General features: G+C 38.1%; 24 protein-coding genes and 1 pseudogene. 20 read left to right on the top strand and 5 right to left on the bottom strand.

Translation table 11 applies throughout. From position 1 onward, the window contains the following. Positions 1-49: 49 nt before the first annotated feature. The 13 genes from MLOOGBEN_RS26440 (at position 50) to rpsI (MLOOGBEN_RS26380) (ending at position 8393) form a co-directional block, all read left to right on the top strand. Positions 50-700 carry an adenylate kinase gene (locus MLOOGBEN_RS26440; RefSeq protein WP_179161251.1) on the top strand — a complete coding sequence of 217 codons (651 nt, stop codon included), beginning with the start codon at positions 50-52 and terminating at the stop codon, positions 698-700. A 281-nt stretch (positions 701-981) separates the two neighbouring features. Then, complete coding sequence (gene infA / locus MLOOGBEN_RS26435; protein ID WP_007085268.1) at positions 982-1200, top strand: translation initiation factor IF-1; 219 nt, start codon at positions 982-984, stop codon at positions 1198-1200. Positions 1201-1236: 36 nt separating this feature from the next. Continuing rightward, on the top strand, positions 1237-1350 hold the full coding sequence (gene rpmJ, locus MLOOGBEN_RS26430) for a 50S ribosomal protein L36 (protein WP_000868344.1): 114 nt from the start codon (positions 1237-1239) through the stop codon (positions 1348-1350). A 23-nt stretch (positions 1351-1373) separates the two neighbouring features. Further along, entirely contained in the window at positions 1374-1739 is a 366-nt protein-coding gene (rpsM, locus tag MLOOGBEN_RS26425) for a 30S ribosomal protein S13 (protein ID WP_090767670.1), read from the top strand. 21 nt (positions 1740-1760) lie between these two features. After that, positions 1761-2150 carry a 30S ribosomal protein S11 gene (gene rpsK / locus MLOOGBEN_RS26420; RefSeq protein WP_179161250.1) on the top strand — a complete coding sequence of 130 codons (390 nt, stop codon included), beginning with the start codon at positions 1761-1763 and terminating at the stop codon, positions 2148-2150. 175 nt (positions 2151-2325) lie between these two features. After that, positions 2326-3270: a DNA-directed RNA polymerase subunit alpha gene (locus MLOOGBEN_RS26415; protein WP_045516506.1), complete on the top strand. Its 945-nt coding sequence runs from the start codon at positions 2326-2328 to the stop codon at positions 3268-3270. 63 nt (positions 3271-3333) lie between these two features. Next, the gene (gene rplQ / locus MLOOGBEN_RS26410) at positions 3334-3696 is read left to right on the top strand and encodes a 50S ribosomal protein L17 (RefSeq protein ID WP_179161249.1); all 363 of its coding nucleotides are present in this window, start codon (positions 3334-3336) and stop codon (positions 3694-3696) included. A 365-nt stretch (positions 3697-4061) separates the two neighbouring features. Next, on the top strand, positions 4062-4901 hold the full coding sequence (locus MLOOGBEN_RS26405) for an energy-coupling factor ABC transporter ATP-binding protein (RefSeq protein WP_179161248.1): 840 nt from the start codon (positions 4062-4064) through the stop codon (positions 4899-4901). After that, entirely contained in the window at positions 4877-5743 is an 867-nt protein-coding gene (locus MLOOGBEN_RS26400) for an energy-coupling factor ABC transporter ATP-binding protein (RefSeq protein WP_179161247.1), read from the top strand. The genes MLOOGBEN_RS26405 and MLOOGBEN_RS26400 overlap by 25 nt, the downstream gene beginning before the upstream one ends. Continuing rightward, the gene (locus MLOOGBEN_RS26395) at positions 5740-6537 is read left to right on the top strand and encodes an energy-coupling factor transporter transmembrane component T family protein (RefSeq protein WP_179161246.1); all 798 of its coding nucleotides are present in this window, start codon (positions 5740-5742) and stop codon (positions 6535-6537) included. The genes MLOOGBEN_RS26400 and MLOOGBEN_RS26395 overlap by 4 nt, the downstream gene beginning before the upstream one ends. 12 nt (positions 6538-6549) lie before the next feature. Next, positions 6550-7287, top strand: coding sequence for a tRNA pseudouridine(38-40) synthase TruA (gene truA, locus MLOOGBEN_RS26390; protein ID WP_179161245.1), 738 nt, complete (start codon positions 6550-6552; stop codon positions 7285-7287). 255 nt (positions 7288-7542) lie between these two features. After that, on the top strand, positions 7543-7980 hold the full coding sequence (gene rplM, locus MLOOGBEN_RS26385) for a 50S ribosomal protein L13 (RefSeq protein ID WP_179161244.1): 438 nt from the start codon (positions 7543-7545) through the stop codon (positions 7978-7980). 20 nt (positions 7981-8000) lie between these two features. Continuing rightward, positions 8001-8393 carry a 30S ribosomal protein S9 gene (rpsI, locus tag MLOOGBEN_RS26380; RefSeq protein WP_179161243.1) on the top strand — a complete coding sequence of 131 codons (393 nt, stop codon included), beginning with the start codon at positions 8001-8003 and terminating at the stop codon, positions 8391-8393. A 213-nt stretch (positions 8394-8606) separates the two neighbouring features. Here the strand turns inward: rpsI (MLOOGBEN_RS26380) and MLOOGBEN_RS26375 are convergent, their stop codons facing one another. From MLOOGBEN_RS26375 to MLOOGBEN_RS26365, 3 genes are all read right to left on the bottom strand, one after another. Then, positions 8607-9635, bottom strand: coding sequence for a YheC/YheD family endospore coat-associated protein (locus tag MLOOGBEN_RS26375; protein WP_179161242.1), 1029 nt, complete (start codon positions 9633-9635; stop codon positions 8607-8609). A gap of 81 nt (positions 9636-9716) precedes the next feature. Further along, positions 9717-10943, bottom strand: coding sequence for an ATP-grasp domain-containing protein (locus tag MLOOGBEN_RS26370; protein ID WP_179161241.1), 1227 nt, complete (start codon positions 10941-10943; stop codon positions 9717-9719). Positions 10944-11381: 438 nt separating this feature from the next. Beyond that, positions 11382-12206 (bottom strand): CsxC family protein, encoded by an 825-nt coding sequence (locus tag MLOOGBEN_RS26365; protein ID WP_256989287.1) that lies wholly within the window; start codon positions 12204-12206, stop codon positions 11382-11384. A 442-nt stretch (positions 12207-12648) separates the two neighbouring features. On the opposite strand from MLOOGBEN_RS26365, the pseudogene rpsI (MLOOGBEN_RS26360) reads away from it, so the two are divergent. The 5 genes and pseudogenes from rpsI (MLOOGBEN_RS26360) to MLOOGBEN_RS26340 all read left to right on the top strand — a co-directional run. Then, positions 12649-12720 (top strand): annotated as a pseudogene (gene rpsI / locus MLOOGBEN_RS26360) (30S ribosomal protein S9); the annotation flags it as partial. Positions 12721-12908: 188 nt separating this feature from the next. Next, entirely contained in the window at positions 12909-13916 is a 1008-nt protein-coding gene (locus MLOOGBEN_RS26355) for a CapA family protein (RefSeq protein WP_218781341.1), read from the top strand. Positions 13917-14267: 351 nt separating this feature from the next. Beyond that, complete coding sequence (locus tag MLOOGBEN_RS26350) at positions 14268-15953, top strand: serine hydrolase domain-containing protein (protein WP_095250602.1); 1686 nt, start codon at positions 14268-14270, stop codon at positions 15951-15953. Positions 15954-15975: 22 nt separating this feature from the next. Next, complete coding sequence (locus MLOOGBEN_RS26345; RefSeq protein WP_179161240.1) at positions 15976-18039, top strand: glycoside hydrolase family 3 protein; 2064 nt, start codon at positions 15976-15978, stop codon at positions 18037-18039. Between the two features lie 30 nt (positions 18040-18069). Next, entirely contained in the window at positions 18070-19320 is a 1251-nt protein-coding gene (locus MLOOGBEN_RS26340) for an exo-beta-N-acetylmuramidase NamZ family protein (RefSeq protein ID WP_179161239.1), read from the top strand. Between the two features lie 252 nt (positions 19321-19572). Here the strand turns inward: MLOOGBEN_RS26340 and MLOOGBEN_RS26335 are convergent, their stop codons facing one another. Continuing rightward, complete coding sequence (locus tag MLOOGBEN_RS26335) at positions 19573-20403, bottom strand: hypothetical protein (protein ID WP_179161238.1); 831 nt, start codon at positions 20401-20403, stop codon at positions 19573-19575. A gap of 287 nt (positions 20404-20690) precedes the next feature. Between MLOOGBEN_RS26335 and MLOOGBEN_RS26330 the strand changes: the two genes are divergently transcribed. Both MLOOGBEN_RS26330 and MLOOGBEN_RS26325 read left to right on the top strand, forming a co-directional pair. Next, positions 20691-20885, top strand: a complete 195-nt coding sequence (locus MLOOGBEN_RS26330) for a hypothetical protein (protein WP_179161237.1) — start codon at positions 20691-20693, stop codon at positions 20883-20885. A 225-nt stretch (positions 20886-21110) separates the two neighbouring features. Further along, positions 21111-21818, top strand: a complete 708-nt coding sequence (locus tag MLOOGBEN_RS26325) for a MerR family transcriptional regulator (RefSeq protein WP_179161236.1) — start codon at positions 21111-21113, stop codon at positions 21816-21818. A gap of 49 nt (positions 21819-21867) precedes the next feature. Here the strand turns inward: MLOOGBEN_RS26325 and MLOOGBEN_RS26320 are convergent. Then, the coding region (locus tag MLOOGBEN_RS26320; RefSeq protein WP_218781340.1) for a hypothetical protein at positions 21868-22071 on the bottom strand (204 nt) is incomplete at its 5' end.

Here is a 22071-nt window from a genome sequence, read left to right as displayed (position 1 = left end):
GGGGACTTGCGTTCCCTAAAACCCATAAATAGCACGAGGGGGAACACGTGTGAATTTAGTATTAATGGGGCTTCCAGGTGCCGGAAAAGGTACTCAAGCCGAACAAATCGTAGAACAATACGGCATCCCTCATATCTCTACAGGAGATATGTTCCGTGCAGCGATGAAAGAAGGAACAGACCTAGGTTTAGAAGCTAAGTCTTTCATGGACAAAGGCGCACTTGTTCCTGATGAAGTAACAATCGGCATTGTTCGTGAACGGTTAAGTAAAGATGACTGTAAAAATGGCTTTTTACTTGATGGCTTTCCTAGGACGGTACCTCAAGCGGAAGCATTGGAAAGTCTATTATCCGATTTAGAAAAAAAGATTGATTATGTAATTAATATAAATGTTGATAAAAGTATTTTAATGGATCGTTTGACAGGACGTCGTATTTGTAAAGAATGTGGATCAACGTATCATTTAGTATTTAATCCTCCAACAAAAGAGGGAGTTTGCGATAAATGTGGTGGAGAACTCTACCAACGTGCAGATGATAATGCTGAAACGGTTCAAAATCGATTGGACGTCAATATCAAACAACAAGAACCATTGCTTACTTTCTATGAAACAAAAGGTTACCTTCGCACAATTGATGGACAGCAGGACATTAATAAAGTATTTGCTGATATAGAGCAATTGCTTAGGGACTTACGTTAATGGCCATTAGTTTAATCGTAGGTCGACTCTCGAACATCTCTTCAATAAACTTCAAAAGTATGTGGATGTAAATGGCTTTTCTATTGTACTGAGTATGTAGGACCGAGAGTTGGGCAAGACTTACATGTGGAAATTGTTATTCCATTTAATGTAGAATTTACTTGCGGACAGAAGAAGAACATTATGTTAATATTAAAAGGTTGCTAATGTTTTGTACGAAAGAAAAGTATTTGCTTTGCATTTTCGAATGTAATAGTTGAAATGAGAAGGGAGACGAATTAATGGCCAAAGATGATGTAATTGAAATTGAAGGTAAAGTAATTGAAACTTTGCCAAATGCAATGTTTAAGGTAGAATTAGAAAATGGTCATACCGTGCTAGCTCATGTTTCTGGTAAAATCCGAATGCACTTCATTCGCATCCTTCCGGGTGACAAAGTTACTGTCGAGCTTTCTCCATATGACTTAACACGCGGAAGAATTACTTACCGCTTTAAATAATTGCTTGCACTCCGTATTACTAAGGAGGTTAGGATAATGAAAGTAAGACCATCTGTTAAACCGATCTGCGAAAAGTGCAAAGTTATCCGTAGACGCGGTAAAGTCATGGTTATCTGTGAAAACCCTAAACATAAACAAAAACAAGGTTAATCTTGAAGGAGGTGCGCTCATTTATGGCACGTATTGCTGGTGTAGATATTCCACGTGAAAAACGTGTAGTTATCTCTTTGACTTACATTTATGGTATTGGTAAAAATACTGCACAAAAAGTATTAGCAGATGCAGGTGTTTCTGAAGATACTCGAGTGCGTGATTTAACTGAAGACGAACTAAACAAAATCCGTGATATCATCGACAAATTAAAAGTTGAAGGTGACCTTCGCCGTGAAATTTCTCTTAACATTAAGCGTTTAATGGAGATTGGCTGCTACCGCGGTTTACGTCATCGTCGTGGTTTACCGGTTCGTGGACAAAACACGAAAAACAACGCTCGTACACGCAAAGGTCCTCGTAAGACTGTTGCGAACAAGAAGAAGTAATCGGCAAAGGAGGTTATTTAAATGGCACGTAAAACTAATACACGTAAACGTCGTGTTAAAAAGAATATTGAACAAGGTATCGCGCATATCCGTTCAACATTTAACAATACAATCGTAACAATTACTGATGTTCATGGTAATGCAATTTCTTGGTCAAGTGCTGGTGCGCTTGGATTTAGAGGTTCACGTAAATCTACACCATTCGCAGCTCAAATGGCAGCTGAAACTGCAGCTAAGACATCAATTGAACACGGTATGAAAACTCTTGAAGTTACAGTTAAAGGCCCTGGTGCAGGTCGTGAGGCTGCTATTCGTGCGCTGCAAGCTGCAGGTCTTGAAGTAACAGCTATTAAAGACGTTACTCCTGTTTCTCATAACGGATGCCGTCCACCAAAACGCCGCCGTGTTTAATTTTTCTGTATAGATTTTATATCCTGTGTCTATAATGGGATATGATACTAATTTTGTAGTTCATACAGAAAATTTATTCCAGTTGTTGTGCACAAAACGGGAACGTATACATGGGGGAATTTCGATTAGATAATTTACTAGTCGAGGTTTCGACGTTTTGAAGGAGGGTTATTTGATGATCGAAATAGAAAAACCAAAAATCGAAACGGTTGAGATCAACGATGATGCCAAGTACGGGAAGTTCGTCGTAGAGCCACTTGAGCGTGGATATGGTACCACTTTGGGTAACTCCTTACGTCGTATCCTATTATCTTCACTCCCAGGTGCCGCTGTTACATCGATTCAGGTCGATGGGGTACTTCATGAGTTCTCAACAATTGAAGGCGTCGTAGAGGATGTAACATCCATCATATTAAACATTAAAAAATTAGCTTTAAAAATTTACTCTGATGAAGAGAAAACTCTTGAGATTGATGTTCAGGGTGAAGGTCCTGTTAAAGCTGGAAACATTACTCATGATAGTGATGTTGAAATCTTAAATCCTGATCTTCATATTGCTACATTGGCTTCAAGTGGTCATCTTCGCATGCGTTTAACTGCTAAGCGAGGCCGTGGTTATACACCTGCTGAGCAAAATAAGCGTGAAGACCAGCCAATTGGTGTTATTCCAATTGATTCTATTTTCACACCGGTCTCTCGTGTGTCCTATCAGATAGAAAATACTCGTGTGGGTCAAATGACAAACTATGATAAGCTAACGCTTGATGTTTGGACAGATGGAAGCACAGGGCCAAAGGAAGCTATAGCTCTTGGTTCGAAAATTTTAACCGAGCATTTAAATATCTTTGTTGGTTTAACTGACGAAGCACAAAATGCTGAGATTATGATCGAAAAAGAAGAGGATCAGAAAGAAAAAGTCCTTGAAATGACGATCGAAGAACTTGATTTATCAGTTCGTTCATATAATTGCTTAAAGCGTGCTGGAATCAACACTGTTCAGGAATTAGCTAATAAGACTGAAGAAGATATGATGAAGGTTCGTAACTTAGGCCGCAAATCACTTGAAGAAGTGAAGGCGAAACTAGAAGAGCTTGGATTAGGCTTACGTAAGGATGACTGATTAACTGCATTCCTGCTCAATAACTAATCCGTTTAATGACTTCAACAAAGGAGGGAACCCTTCATGGCATACAGAAAGTTAGGACGCACAAGTGCACAGCGTAAAGCTATGCTACGTGATTTAACTACAGATTTAATTATCAATGAGCGCATTCAAACAACAGAAACTCGCGCGAAGGAACTTCGTGGTACTGTTGAGAAAATGATTACTTTAGGTAAACGTGGTGACTTACATGCTCGCCGTCAAGCTGCTTCTTACGTTCGTAATGAAGTTGCTGATGCTGAAAATGGTACAGATGCACTACAAAAACTTTTCACTGATATCGCTCCACGTTATTCAGAGCGCCAAGGTGGATATACTCGTATTATGAAACTTGGACCACGCCGCGGCGATGGTGCACCAATGGTAATTATCGAGTTAGTTTAATACCTGAAAGCAGACAACAAGGGCGCTGGACAGTTTAGTTACAAACTTGTTCTTGAGCCCTTTTGCTGTATAAAATCTAATAAAGTACGAACCAAGCCAAAAAGAGTGTTATGATGAGCGTGACCCTAATTCAATTGGGCATAGTGGGGAGATTCTCTCTCCTTGGAAAGATGAATGAAATTACTTATTTTTCTTTTTTACGTCTCGTCTAGCTCATGCACCTCCTCCATTTCTTTTTAGAAATCCCGTTTATGTTGCAGAATATTTTCGTTATTCTGCTCAGGGGTGAGGTGCAGGCTTTTTTTGTATTCTACGAGCCTAGCTTAGTATTGCACGCATAGATGAGACGAGAGGAGAAGATTTATATGAGAGAGGCCGTTGTATCATTAAAAAATGTGTCTTTTCAATATGAAAATCAAGGCAGCTACGCTCTTCAGAATGTAAGTTTTGACATCGTTGAAGGGGAATGGTTAGCGATTGTTGGTCATAATGGTTCAGGTAAATCTACGATGGCAAAGCTTTTAAATGGGTTACAATTTCCACAATCGGGTGAAATTACAGTTTGTGGAATTAAGTTAAATGAGGATTCCATTTGGGACATAAGAAAGAAATTAGGGATGGTTTTTCAGAACCCTGATAATCAGTTTGTTGGTACGACTGTTCAGGATGATGTGGCTTTTGGTTTAGAAAACCATGGAATCCCAAGGGATGATATGATCTTTAGGGTAGAGGATTCCTTAAAAAAAGTTCAAATGGATCAATTTCTTAATCAAGAGCCGCACCATCTTTCTGGAGGACAAAAGCAACGTGTAGCGATAGCTGGTGTTCTTGCATTGAGACCATCTATTATCATTTTAGACGAAGCAACTTCTATGCTCGACCCGAAAGGAAGAGAGGAAGTTTTAGAGACTGTCCGTACTTTAAAGAATGAGAAGTCACTCACTGTCATTTCAATTACTCATGATTTAGAAGAAGCAGCAAAAGCCGACAGAATTATTGTGATGAATCAAGGGGAAGTTTACCGTGAGGGAGCTCCAGAGGACATATTCTCAATGGATGATGAATTGGTTCATCTAGGACTTGATATACCTTTTTCAATTAAAATGAGTAATGCATTCCGGCAAAAAGGAATTGACTTACCTGTGCACTATTTATCGGAAGAAGAGTTGGTGAATGAGTTATGGACATTTCGCTCCAAAATATAGAGTATCGCTATCAAGCAAACACCCCTTTTGAACGTTTGGCTATTGAAGATGTATCTATTAACATCCCAACAGGAACATACATGGCGTTAATAGGTCATACTGGTTCAGGAAAATCTACTGTGCTGCAGCATTTAAATGCCTTGCTATTGCCAACAGAAGGTACTGTAACAATTGGCAGCCATGAAATCAAAGCAAAACAAAAGAATAAAAACTTAAGACAGATTAGACAAAAAGTAGGGATTGTTTTTCAATTTCCTGAGCATCAGTTATTTGAGGAAACCGTCGAAAAGGATATTATATTTGGGCCGATGAATTTCGGTGTTTCAGAGAGAGAAGCAAAAGAGAGAGCACGACTTGCATTAAAGCAAGTTGGACTGGCTGAAGAAATATTAGAAAAGTCTCCATTTGATTTATCTGGCGGTCAAATGCGCCGTGTTGCTATTGCGGGTGTTCTGGCAATGGAACCAGACTGTCTAGTTCTGGATGAGCCAACGGCTGGTCTTGATCCGCGAGGGCGTAAAGAAATCATGGATATGTTTTATTCACTTCATAAAAAGAGAAATTTGTCTACCATACTTGTAACCCATAGTATGGAGGATGCTGCGAGGTATGCTGATCAAATTGTTATCATGCAGCAAGGACACGTCGTAAAGCAAGGGACACCTGTCGAGATTTTCTCCTCGGTTACAGAGCTTGTTGAAATGGGATTGGATGTACCAGAAGTGGTACGTTTTCAACGAAGTCTAGAAGAAAAGTTAGGGTTGAAGTTAGAGAAAACCTATCTATCAATCGATGAACTATCAACTGCGGTTGCAGAACTGTTAAGAGGTGCACCAGTATGATGGATAAAATGATTATTGGAAGATATGTACCCGCTGATAGTTTAATACATCGACTAGACCCTAGATCTAAGTTAATTATTATTTTCTTATTTGTATGTATTATTTTTCTTGCAAATAATTTATTTACTTATGTCCTTATTGGAATTTATACTTTTTTTATGCTTGGTTTATCACGAATACCCATTCGCTTTCTGTACGCAGGTTTAAAACCTGTTCTCTGGTTAGTACTATTTACGCTGCTCTTACAGGTCTTCTTCACAAAAGAAGGTAGTCTTTTATATGAGCTTGGGCCGATAAAGATTTATGAAGAAGGAGTAAGACAGGGTATTTTTATTTCAATGAGATTCTTTTTCTTAATATTAATGACCAGTCTGCTCACCTTAACCACGACACCAATTGAAATAACTGATGGTCTAGAAACACTTTTACATCCTTTAAAAAAGGTCCGGTTCCCTGTACATGAAATGGCTTTAATGATGTCGATTTCTTTACGTTTTATTCCGACACTCATGCAGGAAACGGATAAGATTATGAAGGCTCAGATTGCGCGAGGGGTCGAGTTTTCTAGCGGGCCTATTAAGGAGAGAATCAAAGCTGTCATTCCATTACTTATCCCCCTTTTCGTTAGTTCTTTTAAGCGTGCTGAGGAGCTTGCTATTGCAATGGAAGCGAGAGGGTACCGTGGCGGTGAGGGCAGGACAAAATATCGTCTATTAAACTGGAGTCTCTCTGACACCCTGCAACTATTGATTCTTGTTATATTGACTATATTACTAATCCTATTACGTTCATAATGGAGTTAAATAATGAATCGTTATAAATGCATTATTGCTTACGATGGTTCGGGTTTCTCAGGATATCAGGTTCAGCCAAAGAAGCGGACCGTTCAAAGTGTAATAGAAGCTGTATTAACCAAAATGCATAAGGGCAGCCCTGTGAAAATTTCTGCCTCCGGAAGAACGGATGCAGGGGTTCACGCAAAGGGCCAGGTGGTTCATTTTGATTCGCCGTTATCCCTTCCTCTGGAAAAGTGGGAGCTAGCATTAAATTCTATGCTGCCAGAGGATATTTCTGTTCTAAGTGTTGAAGACGCTGATCCTGCCTTTCATGCTCGGTTCGATGCAAATGGAAAGGAATACCGGTATTATCTAAATCAATCACCGAAAAGGGATCCATTCCAAAGAAATTATGCTTTTCACTACCCTTATCCTTTAAATCTTGAAGCCATGAGAGAGGCGTCTGCCTATTTATTAGGGACACATGATTTTTCTAGTTTTTGTTCAGCAAGAACGGAAGTAGAAGATAAGGTTCGAACGATTGAAACCATTGAGATCCTGCAGGATGAAAAGCGTGTTAGCTTTCGGTTTGTCGGGAATGGTTTTCTATATAATATGGTTAGAATTTTAGTAGGAACTTTAATTGAGGTTGGTTCTGGAAAGCGTCAACCAGAGGAAATAGTGGAGATCCTTGATAAAAGGGATCGTCGCTATGCTGGAAAAACCGCACCAGGACAAGGGTTATATCTTTGGAAAGTATATTATTAAAATTTTAAAAGTAAACAACTCATCCTAGTGTAACATTTTCTTGACTTTTAGCTCAAAAGAACTTATTATATTATATGGTTGTGTTTTTAATCCCACGATTAAGCCCCGGAAAGTCTTCATCGTGATTGAAAATATATGAACTTAAAATTGGCGCACAATGGCGTTAACGTTTATTCCCGGAACAGAATGAACGATAATGTCTTATGATGGTGCGAAAAAATAATCTTTAATGGATTTAATTTAGGAGGGAATTTCATGCGTACAACGTTTATGGCTAACGCCAACAATATCGAGCGTAAATGGTACGTGATTGATGCTGAAGGCAAAACTCTTGGACGTCTTGCTTCTGAAGTAGCAGCAATCTTACGTGGTAAAAATAAACCAACTTTTACACCACATGTTGACACTGGTGATCATGTTATCATTCTTAACGCTTCTAAAGTTGAATTAACTGGTAAGAAGTTAACTGACAAGATCTACTACCGTCACACTATGCACCCAGGTGGTTTAAAGACTAGAACTGCTCTTGAAATGCGTACAAACTATGCTGAGAAAATGATCGAGCTTGCTGTTAAAGGCATGCTTCCAAAGAATTCTCTTGGCCGTCAAACGTTCAAAAAATTACACGTATATGCTGGCAGCGAACATCCGCACCAAGCACAAAAACCTGAAGTTTACGAACTTCGCGGTTAATAAAGAGGGAGGGAATTAACTTGGCACAAGTTCAATATATTGGTACTGGTCGTCGTAAGAGCTCTGTCGCACGTGTGCGCTTAGTTCCAGGTACAGGTAAAATCCTAATTAACGGTCGTGACATCGAAGAGTATATCCCATTTGCAGCTTTACGTATGGTTGTTAACCAACCATTAGTAGCTACTGAAACACAAGGCAGCTACGATGTTCTTGTAAACGTAAGCGGTGGTGGTTATACTGGTCAAGCTGGCGCAATCCGCCACGGTATTGCTCGCGCATTACTTCAAGCTGACCCTGAATTCCGTCCAACATTAAAGCGTGCAGGACTATTAACACGTGACCCACGTATGAAAGAGCGTAAGAAATACGGTCTTAAAGGTGCGCGTCGTGCTCCTCAGTTCTCAAAACGTTAATCTTCTACACTTCAAAGGCTCTCAACCATATTGGTTGGGGGTCTTTTTTATGTTTAAAAAATGCTTTTGACCACGAAAATATTTTTGACCACATTGATCACAAAACGAAACAAAATACCACTTAGAATCTACCAATTTTTCGTTAACAATAAATACAGTATTATTTGGTTTACCCTTAATACGTGATGTAATTAACGATTGAAAGGTTTTGATTTAATGTTTATTTGTATCCGCTAAATATTTAGCATACAGAATCGTATTTTTAGCTACATCTAATTCAACATTATATATATTAGGTGGACCGGGCCTCCAATTTACTTCAAATAGCCATAGTTTTTGATTTTCATCAATTCCGACATCAATTCCTAATTCATCCAATTCGCTGTCATATAAAGAATCAAAATGATTTGAAAAACTTAACGCAAACTGTTCCAGATACCTTTTCATATCATACCAAGAGTCACCAAACTCTGTTTTTAAAAATATATCCAGGTAAGTACTATAACCGCCACTACCCATATTAGATGTTATGGTCCCCAACCGCCCGATCCTTGGATAAATAGAAGTAATAACCCATTTTCCTTCTCCATTTTTTTGTACATGCAATCGGAAATCAAAAACATGACCAGAATTTGTTTGACTTGAAATAAACTGTTGAACTAGGTAATCTTGTTCTAGTATTTTATGGGATATCAAGGTTAACAATTGTTTTTCATTAATAGATGATACTAATCCCGAATCGTTAATTTTGTAAAGATTTGATTCATAATTTTCAATAAAAACAACGCTCCCACCTTGATGTCCAGTTAATGGTTTGATAATAACTTTTTTATAACGTTTGATCATGTCATAAAAAATCTGATCATTAGTTAATTTAGAAAAAGGAATAAGGTATTGTTTAAATTCTTTTGCCTTTTCAATTTTGTTATATACACTTAATTTGTCCCCAATAGATTGACTTGTAAACGGAATCCTATCAAACAAATAATCAACGATTCGCTCGGCTTTATCACTTACTGGATAACTTGCATTATAGATGACATCAGGAAAGGGAAATTCCTTTTCAATCCACTGGCCAGTTTCATAGGCTTTCCCTAAAATTATTTGCTGTTTTATATTTACCTTCCCTGGGGTAAAGTAAAAAAAGTTTACCCCTTCTGCTTTGGCTACAGCGGCATAAGCATATGCTTTCTTTACATTATTTGGATCTGCACGATGATGAAGCATGCCAATTAGTGTCATTATCTTTTTTCCTCCGCTCCTCAAATTATTTATCAAATATAATAAGAACGGTTTTGCTTAGAATATAATAGTCATGATTTTTCACTCCGTATTTACAATTGGAGCAAGGTTGAAACGTATCTCGCTAGCTGCTTTCTTGGCAATTCTTATCGCCTCATCTTTTACATCGGAGGATGCTAAAATGTATCCGTATCGATCTCCCATTGATAAAGGCGGTTGTAATATCTGTCCCTTTCGGGATTTTATATACACCTCTTCTACACCTGGATAGTTAGAGCTGCGATTTTTCCCTGTTACCTTAATTAATACTCCTTTTGAATCCACGGTTAAATAATGTGCATATACATACTTACTGTGTTTTCTAGTAAGACAAGGCTCATTTCCTAACATTAATTGAATGGTTTCCTCTACTAAATTAATTCCATATCCGACTTCAATGATTCGATTCATCGCACCACCTGAGATCCTTGGGTTGATTTCAATTAATTTCCACGATCCATTTACTAGGCGCATTTCTAAGTGACAGGCACCATTTTTCAGTTGAAAAACCTTTAAGATGGAAGTTACTGTCTCAAGGATACTATCGTATAAACTTTTTTCGTTATCACGCAGTAAACAGTATCCTGTTACAATAAACCGTTGTAAAAACGTAATCTGTTGTTCGATAATTGCGATTATATGAACTTTTCCATCATGTACTAATACTTCAATTAAATATTGGGGGCCAGCTAGATACTCCTCCAGCAAAATCTGTTCACGATGGTTTAGTAATTTTTGTATTGCCAGCTTCAACTGGTTCTCGTCATTCGCCAACAGAACATCTTTTGAACCGGCAGATGTGGGGGCCTTTACAATAAGAGGTAAATAGCCCTTGTGTTTATCAATAAAATTCTCTAAGGAATGGTCTGGAGTATAAACGGCATAATGAGGAGAAATTGGAAGGTCTATGAGAAGGTCACGACATAATATTTTATTTTCCATTAAAAAAATTGGATCACTTGATACAACACTTGGACAAAATTCTTCTGATAAGGTTGCAGCTAAATACACGTAAGAATGTACAAAACTCAATACGCACTTTATTTGTTTATCTTGTTTTTGCAGATTTATAATGTTTTCTTTTAATTTGTCATAGTTAAATAATTCCACTAAAATCATTTGATGGACATCTGGAAATTCTGTTCTTTGATGAATGAAGTTTTTTTTATTGGTTAATAACACCGTAAAATAGCCGAGTCGTTCTGCAGCTTTTATTGCCTCTCTACTAGATCCTGATTTATTCGTTTCAATAAATACAATGGTTCGCATAAGCTTTGTTATCCTTTCTTGGATGGTTTTATGAAGGATTTAGTATTAACTCTTTTGTTGAGTAAAAAAACAGACAACTTACATTTCTAATATATTTTCTTAAGACACGAATTGTTTGGACAATTGTCATAATACTTAAGATATGTAAATTAGAAATTTGGAAAATATGCAGACAAAGATTGCATGGATCCTGCAAGGCGTTTATTGTGTAATTATCGTTTTCCTAATTTTGAAAAAACAAGTCACTCTTCATCCACTTCTATCGCAATTCCGCCCGATTCCTTCAGATTCTGCTCCACTGTATACACCTTTTCGTTAAATAGCCACTACTACTTACTGCTTCGTGATTCATGACTTCCACCCTGGAGACCGCAATCATGTCGGCAAAGAAAAGGACTCTGTTTAAAAAAAACAGAGTCCTTTTTCTTGATTACGGACTTACGGGAGGTGATGACCAGAAGATTTAGGAATTATTTGTTGTGCACCAATAATCCTGAATTGTTGAACTTGTAATACTTTTACCGTAAGGTCAAAGACGATTTTTTCTCTCAACCTGCTAAAAGTTCCCTTGGGAGGTGTCATGGTTGGTGAAAAATCAAGTTCAAAGAAGTTTGCAGCTACTAACTCACCGAATGGCTGTTCATTGTATTTGACAAGATTTTGAAAGAAAGTTTTATCCAAGCGAGCATCTAACATGGTTCGATCATTAACAAAATTAGCTTCGGCGCTTTCAGAAATACCTATAATGGGGAATGAAATAAATCCGTTGGTGTTCTCACAGATGTCACCATTAAGGTCTGCAAATCCAGTAAACGGAACATCTGCAATTCGATCTTGAAGGGTTCCCTTACAATCATGCGTAGCATATTCTATATCTTTGCGAATATGCCCTGCTACAAATAATTTACCCCTTATCACGTTAAAAAAGTCAGTGTTGTCAATACGTGTAAATGCAACTGGGACAAGTTTAACCTGATCTAGAAATACATTATTTTTCACTCTTTTAATTTCTGTTGCTGGTGGATGAAGTTTAATATCTGCCTCTAACACAATTTGAAGTGTTGGCTCTGCCAATACAACTGGAACCTTAATTGTTGGGGTTCTAGTGTGCTTAACTGTGTTAGTGGCCATAACCGTTAATGGCACTTGTTCCTTTGATTCGATTGGACATGGACCTCCGGGGACCGGTGGGTGTTCTGGCTTGGGATGATGCACGGAATGATGTTGATGCTCTGTATGATGTTCTGATTCACAACTTCCCATAAAAAAACCCCATTTCTTTATTATATTTAGAATACATACTCCTTTTTATATTGTTAATGTATTCCGCGTTTGTCATAAAGAATAGGCTATTATAATAGGACATTTTCCCAAAATGGAAAAATAGGCAGATGAACGAAAGCACAAAAAAGCTCTGTTTCTTTTAAACAGAGCCTTTCTTCTTTATTATGCTGAAGAACATTCATTAGAGAGTTCTTGTTAGTGAACAATGCCCTGACCATGAAAGGCTTGGTTTTTTAGTTATTTTACTTTAATTGTCTAAAAAAATGATACCCAACTTTAAATTAGGTATCATCTTTTGACCACATTCTGACCACGAAACATATATAAAGATATATTATTTCATTTTCATTTTAGGAAGTAATAAGCAGCTAAACCTTGATTTAACAAGGGTCATTTTATTTCGTGCTTCTTCATATGATATGCACACATAAAAGAGCGTAAGAAATACGGTCTTAAAGGTGCGCGTCGTGCTCCTCAGTTCTCAAAGCGTTAATCTTCAACACTTCAAAGGCTCTCAACCAATATGGTTGGGGGTCTTTTTTATCCTATTTCGATCAGTTTATGCCTTTCTTCATCTTAAATTCATCTTGGAAGAACTAAATGAAGCTATTTCTCATAAGCTAAGTAATCTTACTATATAAAACTTTTAAGAGGGGATAGCTATTGACTATAATAAAACCTATGACATACGAAGTTTCTGATGATTCCACGAAGGAGCTGAGTATTTTCTTTGGCGGAGATACTTTGTTAGGTGATGCAGCACAAAAATTATTGGACAGAAATGGTTATGTCTATCCTTTTAAATACATTGATCAAATATACAGCTCAGCGGATGTACGGACACTTAACCTGGAGGCGCCTATCAGCCAAATTGCAAAAAAAATCGAGGCAGATAAAGATTATATATATAAGATGTCCCCTTTAGTGCTTGATGTATTTAAACAAAAGGCGTTCAACATATTTTTTTTGGCAAATAATCATTCCACTGATTACGGACATGATGGTTTATTAGAAACCATTATGTACTTGGAAAAAAATTCGATGATTCCGCTTGGTGCAGGAAGAAATAAAAAAGAATCAAGAAAAGCACTCGTTATAAGAAAAGGTAATATTAAAGTCGCTCTTTTAAATTACATGAGCTACAGGAAAAGATATCAGGAGAAATATCAACATTTCGCTTCTAATGTTCATAGTGGTATAGCCGCTTTGTCTAGAAATGCAGTATACAATGATATCAGGGCATTAAGAGAAATAGGGATAAACACTATTGTTGTGTCCATCCATTGGGGAAAGAATTATCAACCCGTAACAGAAGAGCAATTATTACAGGCAAAAATGATTGTTAAGGCCGGAGCTGATATTATCATCGGACATGGATCCCATCAATATCAAAAAATGAGCGTTTTGGAGGGTGTCCCCGTTTTTTTTAGTGTCGGAAACTTTATTTTCAATACTCCTGGTCGATCCCCTCTTACCTATGGGTTTCCAACAACTTTACACTTTAACGAAAATGGTTTAATAAGGGCTGAGATTTGGCCAATCCATACTAATAATAAAATAATTAAGTTCCAACCTCGGCATTTATCTGGTGAAGATGCGTTTAAGGCCATCCAGGAGTTATATACAAATTCCGATTTAAATGGACTGAAAAAAGAGATCGATGTTAATAAAGGTGTTTTATTTTTTTAGACGAAGAGGATAAATGAATTCATCTTTACATCACTTCAAAGGCTCTCAACCAATTTGGAGGGGGTCTTTTTTATGTTTTAATATTGCTATGGATGACATCCTTTATAGAATTAGCAGCATTCTGCTAAATGTTGAAATATTATTTCACTTTTTTGTCATGTATTTTAAAAAATAATGCTAATGGCGTAATCCTTTTTACCTGTAGAAACGCCTGTTATGTGACTTAAGTGGTATAGACCACTTCACAACATTACCTATATACTTTTACTATAAGTTGTAAGCGTTACCAGTATTTTGGTATACATAGGGGAGACCAGCCTACAATTCAATCAATTGTATAAAGGAGGATGTATGAAAAGTAAAACGTTTATGATTACTGCAGTTTGTACCTTGCTACTAGGCACATCACCCGTATTTGCCAACAATGAACTTCCCAATGATTCAACGATTGAAAAGCGAGGAAAACTCACATTCCCATCTAAGAAACCACACCCTGTCTTTACATGGAATTCGACAATCATTCCTGTATCGAGAGTGCTCCACTCAAGTTCAGCGCGAGGAGCTGGAATGGTGGATGCTCCACTCCAGCAAATTGATCATATTATGAACCAAGCAATTTCACAAAAATTAATGCCAGGTGCTGTCACTTTTGTAGCGAGAGCTGGAAAAATTGTAAAACATGACGCTTTTGGCTTTTCAGCTCAATACACCGATGGTAATTTTACCGAAATGAAAAATCCAATTCCTATGGAAAACAACACGATTTTTGACTTGGCGTCTATCAGTAAAATTTTCACTGCAACGGCCGTAATGATCCTTTTTGAAAAAGGATTATTCAATCTTGATGATCCGGTGGCAAAACATATTCCTGAATTTGCTGCAAACGGGAAAGAAAACGTAACGATTCGTCAGTTGTTAACCCATACTTCCGGGTTCACCGCTTGGATTCCTTTATATTCAAAAGGGAATTCAAGAGAAGATAGGCTGAAGTTGGTATTAAACCAACCGTTGAAAAATGCTTCCGGTACAACATATGAATACAGTGATTTAAACATGATTACGTTAGGAATGTTAGTTGAGCACTGGTCTGGAAAGCGTCAGGATGAATTCGTCCGGGAGCATATCACAGAACCTTTAGGGATGAAGGATACGATGTACAATCCACCAGCTTCTTTGAAGAACCGTATTGCTGCAACTGAATACCAAACAACACCAAATCGCGGTCTCGTGTGGGGAGAAGTTCATGATGAGAATGCTTGGTCATTGGATGGGGTTGCTGGTCATGCTGGTGTGTTCTCTACCGCCATTGACTTAGCTAAACTTGCCCATATTTTCATTAATGAAGGAAGTTATGGCGGACAAAAAATCTTGAAGCCGGAAACAGTACAGTTGCTGCTGCAAAATCAGAATGAGGCATTCTCTGGAAATGACCATGGCCTTGGCTGGGAGTTAGGCCAAGGCTGGTATATGGATGCTTTATCAGAAGGTACATACTCTTTTGGCCATACGGGTTATACAGGAACTTCGATTGTAGTAAGCCCGAACAATAAAACAGTAGCAATTTTATTGACCAATCGTGTCCATCCGTCAAGAACTATGGGATCCATGAACCAAACCCGCCGCTTATTTGCAAGAAATATAGCAGATTCAATCCCTGTCTCGATTCCTGGTAAGAGAGATGCTTGGTTTGCAGGGTACGGCGACAAGCTAAACCGAGAAATGGAAACTGATATCCATTTATCTAAGGATACCAAACTCACCTTCTCCACATGGCATATGATTGAGAATATCTGGGATATCGGGTCTGTAGAGATTTTTAGAGGTGGCAGTTGGCATCAAGTTGCTCTATTAACAGGCACAAGTAATGGCTGGGAAAATAAAGAATTGGCTATACCTAGTGATGCGACAAAATTACGGTTTGTCTATCGAACTGATGAATCTACCAATTCCCGAGGTTGGTACATTCAGAATCCAAAACTGGATTCTGGATCAAATCTTTCTTTTAAAAATAATGAATGGGAACTAAGAGATTATTAAAAGTTAGAGGAGGAGAAACAACATGCGCAAATTTTTAAAGACATTTATCACCTCGTTTCTGGCATTTGCTCTAGTATTAACGGGAATCCCACTTGCAGGGGGAGCTGCCACGGGAATTGAGGATTTAGTGATTGATCTCAATGTTCCACAGGTTACAAGAGAAGTAAAGGATAGCAAGCTTGATTTAAATGCACTTCATGTTTATGAGGATGGTCACTTTAAGCTGGCATCTGAGAACCTAAAATGGCAATCTTCTAATAAAAATGTTGCCTCTGTATCTAAAGATGGTGTAATAACTTTATCCGGTCACAATGGTAAAACATTTATATCTGTCAGCGATGGCAGCCATAGCGACAGAATTTCGATTCAATTCAAAGGAAATCAAGAACAGGTCCTTATTGAAAAAGAAAAAGGTGCACGCTATGACCTCATCGGAAATGCCATCAAGCATATGAGTATGGAAGAAAAGGTCGGACAAATGCTAATGCCCGATTTTAGGAATTGGAATGGCAAAAATGTCACAGTAATGAACGACGAAATTGCCAAGCTTGTGAAGGATTATCATCTCGGCGGTGTGATTTTATTCCGAGAAAACACAGTGACTGCTGATCAAACAACTAAGCTAGTCAGTGCCTATCAGGAAGCTGCGGAAAAGTACGGACTGTTAATTTCCATTGACCAAGAAGGTGGAATTGTTACACGTCTGCAAACTGGTACCGACATGCCAGGGAATATGGCGTTAGGTGCGACTAGATCTGAAGAGCTTGCCGAAAAAATTGGACGAACAATTGGTGAAGAGCTTAATGCACTTGGTATTAACATGAACTTTGGACCAGTATTGGATATAAACAACAATCCAGATAATCCGGTGATAGGTGTTCGATCTTTTGGTGAGGATCCTGAGTTAGTAGCTAACCTAGGAAATGCCTATATTAAAGGGCTCCATGAAACGGGCACTGCAGCAACTGCAAAGCATTTTCCTGGCCATGGAGATACTGCTGTTGATTCACATGTAGGACTTCCATCTGTACCTCATGATATTGATCGTTTGAAGAATGTAGAATTGTATCCTTTCCAACAGGCAATGGATACGGGAATTGATGCGATTATGTCAGCACACGTGACATTCCCAAAAATTGATGATACGAAAGCAATCTCTAAAAAAGACGGAACAGAAGTCGCTGTACCAGGTACACTTTCCCACAAGATATTAACGGGTCTTATGCGCGAAGAAATGGGCTTTAAAGGAGTTATAGTAACGGATGCGATGAATATGGGTGCAATTGCAGATCATTTTGGTCCTGTTGATGCGGCAATCCGTGCTGTTAAAGCAGGGGCGGATATCCTGTTAATGCCAGTTGGAATCGTAGATGTAGCAAATGGACTTTATGATGCTGTGAACTCAGGCGATATTTCAGAAAGTCGACTTGAGCAGTCAGTAGAGAGGATTTTAACCTTGAAACTGAATAGAAGCATCGTTAAGGCAGAAGTAGAAAAGAGTCTGGATGAAAAGGTAGCAAAAGCACTTCAAGTCGTAGGATCACCTGAACATAAAGCAATTGAAAAAGAAGCAGCAGAAAAATCAATTACTCTTGTAAAAAATGAGGCTGCCCTTCCGCTTCAATTAACTGTAGATGAAAAGATTGTTGTTGTAGGTTCAAGTAGTTCTGAAATTGCTGCCGAGGTAAAAAAGCATCATAGTAACGTTACAGTTATTAATAATACAGCACTACTTTCAGCTGCTGATTTAGCAACAGTGAAAACTGCGAAATATGTTATTTTAGGAACTTCGACTTCAAACGTAGCTCAAAGAGCAGCCAGCACGAACTTAATGAAACTAGCAAATCAGCTCATAGAAGAAACGGATGTTCAGATAATTGGTGTCGGAATCAGAAATCCGTACGATATTATGGCCTACCCTAATGTTAATGCTTACCTAGTGCAGTATGGATTTAGACCTGCAAGCTTCGAAGCAGCCGCAAACACCATTTTTGGTAAAAACAACCCAACTGGAAAACTGCCAGTAACTATTTACAACCATGATGGCAGTGTTTTATATGGATTTGATCACGGGTTAGGATACTAGGCAGGGAATAGATAAAGAGGAGGGATACTTTTGAAAAAGTGGCTTACAGGATTATTGATTCTCGTTCTACTACTTTCTACTGTTTCTGCGGCGATGGCTAAGAACGATAAAGAGAAAAAGAATAAAAAGTTCCGTTTAGGCATCGAGGTTTTATTACAGGATCAAATTGATTTGATTAAAGATAAACGCGTAGGTTTAATTACAAATCCAACGGGAGTTGATCAGAACGTTACGAGTATCGTGGATTTACTCTTTAATAATTCCGATGTGAACCTTACTGCTCTTTACGGCCCTGAACATGGCGTACGAGGAAGTGCACAAGCAGGTCAGTACGTTGAACAATATACGGATGAAAAAACCGGACTTCCTGTTTATAGCTTATATGGAAAGACAAAAAAGCCGACACCTGAAATGCTTAACAATGTCGATGTTTTGTTATTCGATATCCAAGATGTAGGGACACGTTTTTACACCTATATTTACACAATGGCATTAGCAATGGAAGCAGCAAAAGAGAACAATATTCCAATCATTGTCCTTGACCGCCCGAATCCAATCAGCGGGACAAAAGTTGAAGGACCTGTGCTTGAGGATAAGTACTCCTCGTTCATCGGTGAATATCCGATTCCTGTTCGCCACGGGATGACCGTTGGGGAGTTAGCGAAGCTTTTCAATCGCGAATTTGGAATTGGAGCAGATTTAACGGTAGTGGAAATGGAAGGCTGGAAACGAAACATGTATTACGATGAGACACGATTAGAATGGGTACTTCCATCACCAAACATGCCATCCCTGGAAACTGCTGTAGTGTACCCAGGTGCTGCCCTCATTGAAGGAACCAATGTTTCCGAGGGACGAGGAACAACAAAGCCGTTTGAATTGATTGGAGCACCGTTCATTAATAGTGACAGCTTGGCTTCCATGTTAAACTCTTACAAACTACCTGGTGTCACATTCAGAGCGGCTTCGTTTATCCCGACATTCTCGAAGCATGCGAATGTGTTAAGCCATGGTATTCAAATTCATATCACAGACCGAAATGCCTATAAGCCGTTTGAAACTGGATTATATATCGTAAAAACAATCCATGATATGTATCCAAATGACTTCCAATTTAGAACACCGAGCGCAGCAGGAATCTCCTTCTTTGATAACCTTGTCGGCAATGGCTCCATCCGCGCCGATATTGAAGCTGGAAAAAGTGTTGAAGAAATGAAAGCAGCATGGCAGGCGGGATTAGAGCAATTTAACGAGGTTCGTGAGAAGTATTTATTATATTAATAGGTGTGCAGGGACCTTCTTTTTAGGAGGTCTCTTTTTGCATCAAATTTTAATCAGTGGATTGATTAAAGGAGAAAAATCGCTGAACAAGTCGAAGTTTGTATTTTCAGGGAAATAATAAACTATTTTTGTTGAAATATGATAATAAACGGAAACCGGAAGGACATGATGTGACGTGACATAACAAAACGTGTGTGAGGAATGATCGGGAATAAAATAAAAAGGGCTTTAGAAGCCCCTTTTATCAATCATTCAAATATCAAATTCTTTTCGAAGCCCAATTATATAGGAACTGTCTACCCCTAGTTGTTCTGCTAAAATCTTTTCATTCGCATTTGGGTTCTGTTTCAGAAATTTTTTAAGCTTTTTCTTTTGAGCTTTGCGGTCTGCTTTAAGCAACTTATTTTCTTCTTTAGCATTCTTCTCTGCATTCAGCGCCGAATTTTCCTCTGTAGTTTCCGGCTCTGCTTTCAACACCATATTTTCTTCTTTAGTGTTCGGCTCTGCTTTCAGTTCCGTACTTTCCTCAGCTTGTAGATCATTTTGTTGGTTGGTTAATAGTGATAATTCTCCGCTTAACGAATCAAGTTTTTCTTTGTATTCTTTAATCAGTCTTTTTTGATTTCCATTGGTTGCTTTCAATTCGTCTACTTGTTTATGAAGTTCTACAATTTCCTTTTTGCTGTTTTCTAGACTTACAGCAAATGACGTAATTATTTGTTCCTTGGTGCCAATTACTTCTCTTAGATTTTGCAGCTGCATTTCTTGCTCAGCTACTATACCGCTTATCCCCCCAATCAATGATTGACTTTTTTCATTGGCAGCTTTCATTTCGGCTATTTGATTTTGAAGTTCTGCTATTTCTTTATTACTTTTTTCAAGGCTAGCGGTAATGGAAGCTATATCTTCTTTTTTAGCTGCCAATTCGTCTTTCAAACAATTTTCTCGGTTTAACATGTTAGCCACTAACTCATTAATACGAGTCGTAAGTGCCTCAAGTTCAGAAAAGTCTTGCTTATGATCACCTTCGGCTCCGTTTAAATCTTGAATTTCAATATCTACATTGAATGTACTACTTGCCATTCCTTACACTCCCCTTTTTGTTGACTATTAAAGTAAAAAATAATAATAATAGGATCAAGAGAATCTATCACATACTTATATTAAAATATGATGGTAAGAAAAATTTGAATGGACAAGTATCTACTATTAGTGACAAATAATAAAAAAATTTTGTTTCAAATCTATTTTAGTTTGGAAAGGTAGCAGCGAATGATAGGAAAGTTGTTTCATCAAATTTCCCTCTTAACATGACAAAACTGTCACTTTAGATGTTGTTATATCGATGGTTGAGGGGCAAATTAGTCAGTATGCTCAATAAAACGTTTAAGACAACGGTTCTAATGATTACGCACGATCCCTTTGCAGCGAGCTACTGCCAGCGTGTCATTTTTCTTCGTGATGGAAAAATCGTCAATGAAATGTTTAAAGGAGAACAATCGGAAAAGGAATTCTTTGACCGTATCCTGACGATTCAAAGTGCTATAGGAAGTGACAAGCGATGAATGTAATTGATTTATCATGGAGGAATATGAAGCGGAACTTCCGTTTGTATACGATATATTTCATTTCCATGCTTGTCGGGGTTGTCATTTATTTTAGCATATTCCCCGACAATCTAAATTTGTCTAATGTATCGCCCCCCGATATTTATTTGTATCGCTAGGTGATATGGCTCTTGAAAATTTGCCAGTAACCCTTAATACTTGATATAAAAAAGGTGATCAGATATGCGAAATGATATTCAACCGTATGAACGCTCTTTCTCTTCCAAAGAAGTGGCTGAGGAAGCCGGGATTGCAACACCTACTGTTCGGAAGTATGGACAAATTCTAGAGCGGAATGGCTATGTGTTTTTAAAAGAAGGTGATCGTCGTATTTTTGTACAATCCGACATTGAAACGCTTATAGCGTTACGCGATACGGACAAGCCCCTAGACGATACGGCTAAAGAAATCGCCCAGCAACAAAAGGAAAGACTAGAGGGAATAAGTGAAACAGATATAGCGGCAGCCGATACGTATGACAATTTACCCCAAGACCCCAATCACCTAAAAGAAATATTAGCCTATTTAGCCAGTGAACTAGCTGCTACACGTGAAATGAATGTCCAAGTCATAAACGATATGGCAGACCTTAAAACGACAGTTTCCAGGCTAAAGCAGGACCACCACGATTTAAGTTCTAACATTTCAAATTCAGCGCAAAAAACGCAGGCTAGGATTGAAAAATTATCTGAACAGGAAAAGATACATTACGAAACATTACTGGAACAGGAAAAAGAAAAAAGTGTTTACTTACAAAGAGAATTAGAAAATCTCAAGGAAGAAATGAAAAAAGAGTGGCTTTCACAAAATGACTTTAATAAACGTTTAGAAAAAGTGATTCAAAAACCCAAAGATAAATGGGACTGGATTTTCTCTATATTCCGTAAATAAGGTCTTATTTAAAGGCTGTTTTCGCAAAGATTGTTGTTTTTATTATTGATTAATAACGTTTTTTGCTTAAGTCACCTCTGGTTCGGACACCATGACTCTTAGATTCATCGAACTTGTCTGAAGTTGCCGCAGGTTCGGACACCATGACTCTTAGATTCATCAAACTTGTCTGAAGGCCACAGGTTCGGACACCATGACTCTTAGATTCATCAAAACTTGTCTGAAGTTGCATCTGGTTCGGACACCATGACTC

The sequence above is a fragment of the Bacillus sp. EB106-08-02-XG196 genome, assembly GCF_013396335.1.
In the GTDB taxonomy this organism is placed as follows: domain Bacteria; phylum Bacillota; class Bacilli; order Bacillales; family Cytobacillaceae; genus Neobacillus.
Note: the sequence above shows the minus strand (reverse complement) of the source record. Positions and strands in the feature narration are given on the sequence as shown.